A 6,994-nucleotide genomic window follows, 5' to 3' on the forward strand; every position below is an offset into this window, starting at 1 on the left:
TCATTGCGCAGGCCACCAACACGCCGATGACGCTGATGCAGGAGATCACCTTGCTGGGCGTGCTGCTGCTGACATCGAAAGGCGCCGCCGGCGTCACCGGCAGCGGCTTCATCGTGCTGGCGGCAACGCTGTCGGCGGTCGGCCATGTGCCGGTGGCGGGGCTGGCGCTGATCCTCGGCATCGACCGCTTCATGTCGGAAGCCCGGGCGCTCACCAACCTGATCGGCAATGGCGTGGCCACGATCGTGGTCGCCAAATGGACCGACGCGCTCGACACCGAACGCCTGCAGGCGGGCCTCAACAACGAGTCCTGGATCGAGGCCCAGGAGCCCGAGGAACTGGTCAACGCCCGTACCGGAAAGATGGCCACCTGAGGCCGTCACGGGCGTCGTTCTTGCAGAATGCAAGCCGATGCCCCACAGCGTTTCACTGATCAACACCATCGCCGCCGGCCTCGGGCTGGCGCTGGTGCTCGGCTTCCTGGCGATCCGGCTGCGGCTGCCGGCGCTCGTGGGCTACCTGCTCGCGGGCGTGATCATCGGGCCCTTCACGCCCGGCTTCGTCGCCGATGCCGGCATCGCCGCGCAGCTGGCCGAGATCGGCGTGATGCTGCTGATGTTCGGTGTCGGCCTTCATTTTTCGCTCGACGATCTACTGGCGGTGCGCAAGGTCGCGCTGCCCGGCGCCCTGGTCCAGATGGCGGTGGCGACGCTGTTCGGTGGCGCGCTAGCCAGTTATTGGGGCTGGGGTCTGGGCGCTGCGCTGGTGTTCGGGCTGGCACTGTCGGTGGCCAGCACGGTGGTGCTGCTGCGCGCGCTCGAGAGCCTGGGCGTCCTGGAGACCTTCACGGGCCGCATCGCGATCGGCTGGCTGGTCGTCGAAGACCTTGCCATGGTGCTGGTGCTGGTCCTGCTGCCCCCGCTGGCCGGGGCGCTGGGCGGCGTCGCGCTGGCCGATACCGGCCCGCCGGTCTGGCAGACGCTGGGGCTCACGCTGCTGCAGGTCGGTGGCTTCGTGCTCCTGATGTTGGTTGTCGGACGGCGGGTGTTCCCGTGGATCCTGTGGCAGGTGGCACGCACCAATTCGCGCGAGCTGTTCACGCTCTGCGTGGTGGCCGCCGCGGTCAGCWTCGCCTTCGCATCGGCGGCGCTGTTCGGTGTGTCGTTCGCGCTCGGCGCCTTCTTTGCCGGGGTGGTGATGCGCGAGTCGGAATTCAGCCACCGCGCGGCSSARGAATCGCTGCCGCTGCGCGACGCCTTCKCGGTGCTGTTCTTCGTCTCGGTCGGCATGYTGTTCGACCCGGCGGTGCTGATCGAGCGGCCGCTGCAGGTGCTGGCGGTGGTGCTGGTGATCGTGGTCGGCAAGTCGGTGGCGGCCTGCGCGTTGGTGCTGCTGTTGCGCTATCCGCTCGGCACCGCGCTCACGGTCAGCGCCAGCCTGGCGCAGATCGGCGAGTTCTCGTTCATCCTCGCGGCGCTGGGCGCTTCGCTCGGCCTGCTGCCGCCCGAGGGGCAGAGCCTGCTGCTGGCGGGCGCGCTGATCTCGATCGCCAGCAATCCGCTGTGGTTCAGCCTGATCGGGCCGGTTCAGCAATGGCTGCATGCGCATTCGTCCTTCGCGCGCGGGCTGGCGTCGCGCGACGACCCGCTGGCCGAGTTGCCGATCCACACCGAGGCGAAGTACCTGTCGCGGCAGGTGGTCCTGGTCGGCTACGGCCGGGTCGGCCGGCGCATCGCGGCGGCGCTGGCTGCCAACGACGTTCCATTCGTGGTCGCGGAGCAGAACCGAGCCATCGTGGAGCGGCTGCGCGGCGAGGGCATGGCCGCGGTGTGGGGCGATGCGGCCGATCCTTCGGTGCTGATACAGGCCCATGTCGCCCGTGCCCGGGTTTTGGTGATCGCCACTGCGGACGCGATCAACGTGCGGCAGATGATCGAGGCGGCCCGGACGCTGAATCCGGCCATCGAGACCGTGATCCGCAGCCACAACGAGGACGAGGCGCACCTGCTGACCCAGCAGGACGCGGTCACGGTCTGCCTGGGCGAGCAGGAGTTGGCGCAGGCGATGGCCCGCACGGTGCTGCGGGCCGCCGGCGCCTGACGCGGCGGCGCGGCCCTTCAGAGGTCTTCGATCACCAGCATGCGGTAGCGCTGTGCGATCGAGAACGGCGCCGTGCGCACGTGCTTCATCAGCCGGCTCGCGGCGGCTTCGTCCCGGGTCCTGACCAGCAGCGCCGTGTGGCCTTCTCGCGCCAGCTTGGTGTAGGCGCGGACCGTGGCGGCGTCGGTGCCGGCCGAGGGCAGCGTGCTGTCGGCCTCCCGCACGGTGGGTGTGATCTGTTCTAGCACCACCTCGGGCGGAATCAGGTAGATCTCGTCGCCGCTGAAGCCGTCTTCCAGCAGCTGATGGCCCACGCGGCTGGCGTCTTTCGCATCCGGAAACATCACGAAGGTGTGGCCGGTCGGATAGAAGGCGCCGCCGACCGCAGCGGTCATGTGGGGGTCCAGGGTGAAATGCTTCATGGCTCCTCCGCGCGTGGATGGGATGCTTCAGCTTAAGCCGCTGCGGGAGAATTGCACGTAGGTGAAACTTGGCGGAAGTTGCAAACCGCCTACAAATGCGCATTTGGCGCATGCGGTGCTTGTTTTTTTAATTACGAGTAGTCACATTTGCAACGAATCGTGAAATTGTGACTAGGCGTTATCAACCGGGCTGAATAGGATCGAAACGTACTTTCCGAAAACCCTCCTAACTCCATGTCGCAATTGCGGAATATCGCGCTGACCGTGCAAGAACTCGAAGAGGGCGAGTTCTATTGGGTCTTGCTCGAAGCGACCGACTACGTGATGGAAGAAGCGCTTCCTTATCTGCCCATCGAGGCGGCAGTCGATCCGCATGCGAACTACGCCAACGCCCTGGTGGCCGGCGTCGCGGCGATCCGGAAGATGTTCGGCAGGGAGGGGCCGCGCGACTGAGAGCGAAGCGGCCCCCCGTTCTTGGAATGACCATGCAGAAACTTGGAGCGGCGATCGCGGCCGGCGGCATTGCGCTGGGGCTCGTGGGGTGGTTCTACCGCCCCTCGACTTCGGCCGAGTGGGCGGCATGGGTGCAGACCGGGGGCGTGCTGCTGGCGATTGCCTGGGCGGCGCGGCTGCAACTGGCCGCGTCGCGTCAAAGCCTGCGCCAGGCCGGGCAGGTGGCGGCGATGTTCGCCAACAACATGCACTGGGTGTTCCGCGAGCTCAACGATGCCTGCGTGAAACGCAGCTGGGCCGACTATGCGGTGCACCGGCGCATCCTCGGCGAGATCCTGGCCCAGGGTCGCGAGGTGACGCTGCAACTTCTGGACGGCCGATCGCTGGCCATGGTGACCAGCCTGCGGACCATCGCGGTCGAGGCGCTCGAGATCACCGAAGCCCACAGCGACAGCGGCAACTGGGCCCCGCTGCAGACGTATTTCGACCGCCGGCTGCCGAGCATTGCGGCCTGGTTGTCGGCCACCGGGAACCCACCGGAAAGCAGCGGTCCGACCGATTATGCGGGGCTGCGGACTTCCTTTGGCCAACTYGGACTCTAGGCGAAGCAGGGCTTCAGGGCTTCGTACAGCGCCCTGAAGCGTGTGTGGCGCAGGCGGTGAAGCGCCGCAGCGCCCGCTGCCGGTTCGAATCGCTGCAGTACGCGCGGGCGGCGGCAGACCTCCGATTCGGTTCCCCCATCGGCCAGCCAGGCCAGCCGGGCCGCGCCCAGGGCGCCGCCGGCCTCGCTGCCTTCGCAGACGGCGAGCGGGACGTCGAGCACGTCGGCCAGCAACTGCGCCCACCAGGCGCTGCGCGCGCCGCCGCCGACCAGCACCAGCTCAGCCGCCGGCCGGGTGAGCGTGTCCAGCCCGTCGCGCAATCCGAAGCTGACGCCTTCGACCACTGCGTAGGCGATGTCGGCCGGGCCATGCGCCTGGGTCAGCCCGAACAGCACGCCCTGCGCCCGCGGGTCGTTGTGCGGCGACCGTTCACCCGACAGGTAGGGCAGGAACAGGGGCGCCCGTCGGCGACCTTCGGCATCGAGGCTGGCCGCCGCGGCGAGCAGCGCCGGCGCGTCGCCGAGTCCGAAGCAGCGCGCCGCCCAGTCCACCGCGCTGGAGGCCGAGAGCATCACCGACATCTGGTGCCAGCGCCCGGGCAGGGCGTGGCAGAAGGCATGCACGGCCTGCGCGGGATTGGGCTCGAAGCGTTCGCCGCCGATGAAGATGACACCCGAGGTGCCGATCGACGCGAAGCCCTGGCCGGCGCCGATGAGGCCCATGCCCACGGCGCTAGCCGCGTTGTCGCCGGCGCCGCCGGCGATCGGAACGCTGGCCGGCAGGCCCCAGCGTGCGGCCAGCTCGGGCTTGAGCCGGCCTGCCACGGCGCTGCCTTCGACCAGCCTGGGCATCTGTCCGCGGGCGAGCCCGCAGGCGGTCAGCAGTTCGTCGGACCAGTCGCGCGCCGCAACGTCCAGCCACAGCGTGCCCGAGGCGTCCGACATGTCGCTGGCGAGCGTGCCGCTCAGCATGAAGCGCAGCCAGTCCTTGGGCAGCAGGACACAGGCGATGCGTGCAAACAAGGCCGGCTCGTGCTCGCGCATCCAGAGCAGCTTGGGCGCTGTGAAGCCCGGCATCGCGAGATTGCCGCCGATGGCCGCGAGTCGTGGCACCCGCGCCGTCAGTTCGTCGCACTGGGCTGCGCTGCGGCCGTCGTTCCAGAGGATCGCCGGGCGCAGCACCTCGCCCGCCGCATCGATCGCGACCGCGCCGTGCATCTGGCCCGACAGTCCTACCGCGCGCACCGCCCCCAGCGATTCGGCATGACCTCTGCACAGCGTTGCCATCACCGACTCGAGTGCCGTCCACCACTGCGAGGGCGCCTGCTCGGACCACAGCGGCGCAAGCCGGCTGACCGTGAGCGGTGCGCGCGCCAGGGCGACGATGCGGTGCTCGCGGTCGAGCAGCAGCCCCTTGAGCTCCGAGGTTCCCAGATCGAGTCCGAGGTACATGGATGATTAAACCGGCCGTGCAGGGTCAGGCCATGCTGCCGAAGCGGCTGTCGCTCTGCCGGCGGAACTCGGTCGGCGTCATGCCTTTGATCTCGAGGAAGCGGCGGTTGAAGTTGGCGACGTTGTTAAAGCCGACCTGGTAGCAGATGTCGGTCACGTAGTGGTCGGTCTGCATCAGCAGGTGGCAGGCGCTGTTGATGCGCACGCGGTTGACGAAATCGGTGAAGCTGTTGCCGGTCGAGCGCTTGAAGAAGCGGCTGAAGCGGCTCTCGCTCATGCCGAGTTCGCTGGCGATGTCGGCCATCGCCACCGGCTCCGCGAGGTTCGAGGTGATGCGGTTGACGATGGCGTTGACCTGGTCGACCTCGGCGTCGCCCTCGACACCCTGCATCTGCACGTTCGACAGCAGGCGGTAGTCGCTGCAGCGCGCCAGCTCGGCCAGGTAGCCGAGGAAGAGCGCCAGCCGCTGCAGGCCGCGGGCGGCCTTGATCGCGTCCCAGTGCGCCAGCGCGCGCTCCTCGAAACCGAAGAACTCGATGCCGTGGCGGGCCCGGTCGAGCAGTTGCAGCGCTTCGCGCAGCTCGGGAATCTCGCCCGCGGCGCGCTCGATCGGATCGTGGCGGAACTGGATCACGCGGTCGCGGCCTGTGGCGCCGCCTTCGGGGACATCGAGCGAGATCCAGTTGTGCGGTAGCCGAGGCCCGCACAGCACCAGGTGGCCCGGGTGGAAGGGCCCGATCCAGTCGCCGACGAAGGCCCGGCCCGAGGTTTCGGTGATCAGGTGCAGTTCGTACTCTTCATGGAAATGCCAGCGCACCAGCGGGCTGGGAAACCCATGGGCGAGGCAGCGCACCAGCCCTGCGTCCTCGGGCGATTCATAGCCCAGCGAAGGAGAGCGCGTGATGTCGCGCTCGAGTTCGGGCTTTCGATCGCGAGGCAGATGGCGTTGGCGCAGCGATGTCATGAAGCGGTCCTTTCGCCTGAACCTTCAGCTCATGACATTACCACCGTCGACATTGAGCGTCTGCGCCGTGATGTAGCGCGCCTCGTCGCTGGCCAGGAACACTGCCGCGCCGGCAATGTCGTTTGGCGTTCCCATGCGGCCGAGCGGAACTTCGAGCCCGACCTGGCGCTTCTTCTCGCCCGGCTGAAGTCCCTCGTACCGGGCGAAGAGCGCATCGACGTGGCTCCACATCGGCGTGTCGACCACGCCCGGCGAGATGGCGTTGACGCGGATGCCATGAGGCGCCATCGCCAGGGCGGCACTCTGCGTGTAGCTGATGACAGCCGCCTTTGTGGCGCAGTAGTGCGACACCAGCGCCTCGCCGCGGCGGCCGGCCTGCGAGGCCATGTTGATCACCGAGGCTCCCGCGACTTTGGAATCGACCATGTGCTGCAGTACCCGCTGCATGACGAAGAACATGCCCTTGACGTTGACCGCGAACAGCCGGTCGAAAGAGGCTTCGTCGCTCTCGAGCAGCGGTGCCATGTCGAACAGCGCGGCGTTGTTGACCAGGGTGTGGATGTCGCCGTGCGCCGCCTTCGCGGCGAACAGCATGCCGCCCACCGACGCAACGTCGCTGACGTCCGCCGCCACGTAGGCCATGGCCGCGGGGTGCTTGCGCCGCAGCAGCGCGACAGCGTCCGGCGGCTCTGCCAGCCGGTCGGCCAGCGTGCAGCGCGCGCCTTCGGCCAGGCAGGCCTCGGCGATGGCGAGCCCGATGCCGCCCCCGGCGCCCGTGATCAGGACATGGCGCTGCGCAAGACGATCGGTCATGCTTGTGCTCCCTCGATGAACTGCCGGACCCTGACGCTGGCGCCGCCCAGCGCGTCGATCAGCCGCGGGTCCCCGGCGGCGTCGCCCCACAGCCCGCGGTCGGCCCCCAGCGCCGCCACCGGGTCGGCGGCGGCGCAGATGGCATGCGCGACCGCCTCGTCCATTCCCTGGTCTTGGTAGGTGTAAGGC

General features: G+C 68.5%; 8 protein-coding genes and 1 pseudogene. 4 read left to right on the forward strand and 5 right to left on the reverse strand.

The features are described 5' to 3' along the window. A partial coding sequence (locus tag AC1DY5_RS35960; protein ID WP_478119266.1) for a cation:dicarboxylate symporter family transporter occupies positions 1-374 on the forward strand: 374 nt, incomplete at its 5' end. Positions 375-411: 37 nt separating this feature from the next. Next, entirely contained in the window at positions 412-2,100 is a 1,689-nt protein-coding gene (locus AC1DY5_RS35965) for a cation:proton antiporter domain-containing protein (RefSeq protein ID WP_478119267.1), read from the forward strand. Between the two features lie 17 nt (positions 2,101-2,117). Here AC1DY5_RS35965 and AC1DY5_RS35970 read toward each other — a convergent pair whose 3' ends face one another. Beyond that, positions 2,118-2,522, reverse strand: coding sequence for a hypothetical protein (locus AC1DY5_RS35970; RefSeq protein WP_478119268.1), 405 nt, complete (start codon positions 2,520-2,522; stop codon positions 2,118-2,120). A 234-nt stretch (positions 2,523-2,756) separates the two neighbouring features. On the opposite strand from AC1DY5_RS35970, the gene AC1DY5_RS35975 reads away from it, so the two are divergent. Further along, complete coding sequence (locus AC1DY5_RS35975) at positions 2,757-2,975, forward strand: hypothetical protein (RefSeq protein ID WP_478119269.1); 219 nt, start codon at positions 2,757-2,759, stop codon at positions 2,973-2,975. Between the two features lie 32 nt (positions 2,976-3,007). After that, on the forward strand, positions 3,008-3,577 hold the full coding sequence (locus AC1DY5_RS35980; RefSeq protein ID WP_478119270.1) for a hypothetical protein: 570 nt from the start codon (positions 3,008-3,010) through the stop codon (positions 3,575-3,577). Here the strand turns inward: AC1DY5_RS35980 and xylB are convergent. The 4 genes and pseudogenes from xylB to AC1DY5_RS36000 form a co-directional block, all read right to left on the reverse strand. Beyond that, the gene (gene xylB / locus AC1DY5_RS35985) at positions 3,574-5,028 is read right to left on the reverse strand and encodes a xylulokinase (protein WP_478119271.1); all 1,455 of its coding nucleotides are present in this window, start codon (positions 5,026-5,028) and stop codon (positions 3,574-3,576) included. The two genes, AC1DY5_RS35980 and xylB, sit on opposite strands and share 4 nt — an antisense overlap. Before the next feature lie 25 nt (positions 5,029-5,053). Then, the gene (locus AC1DY5_RS35990; protein WP_478119272.1) at positions 5,054-5,992 is read right to left on the reverse strand and encodes an AraC family transcriptional regulator; all 939 of its coding nucleotides are present in this window, start codon (positions 5,990-5,992) and stop codon (positions 5,054-5,056) included. Positions 5,993-6,016: 24 nt separating this feature from the next. Then, on the reverse strand, positions 6,017-6,805 hold the full coding sequence (locus tag AC1DY5_RS35995) for an L-iditol 2-dehydrogenase (RefSeq protein ID WP_478119273.1): 789 nt from the start codon (positions 6,803-6,805) through the stop codon (positions 6,017-6,019). After that, positions 6,802-6,994: pseudogene (locus tag AC1DY5_RS36000) on the reverse strand (D-arabinitol 4-dehydrogenase); the annotation flags it as partial. The pseudogene AC1DY5_RS36000 and the gene AC1DY5_RS35995, both read right to left, overlap by 4 nt.

Source organism: Variovorax sp. P4_D9 (assembly GCF_056401695.1).

Coding starts and splice junctions, on each gene's coding strand:
- AC1DY5_RS35970 (WP_478119268.1), bottom strand. CDS start 2,522: ATGAAGCATTTCACCCTGGACCCCCACATGACCGCTGCGGTCGGCGGC.
- AC1DY5_RS35975 (WP_478119269.1), top strand. CDS start 2,757: ATGTCGCAATTGCGGAATATCGCGCTGACCGTGCAAGAACTCGAAGAG.
- xylB (WP_478119271.1), bottom strand. CDS start 5,028: ATGTACCTCGGACTCGATCTGGGAACCTCGGAGCTCAAGGGGCTGCTG.
- AC1DY5_RS35990 (WP_478119272.1), bottom strand. CDS start 5,992: ATGACATCGCTGCGCCAACGCCATCTGCCTCGCGATCGAAAGCCCGAA.
- AC1DY5_RS35995 (WP_478119273.1), bottom strand. CDS start 6,805: ATGACCGATCGTCTTGCGCAGCGCCATGTCCTGATCACGGGCGCCGGG.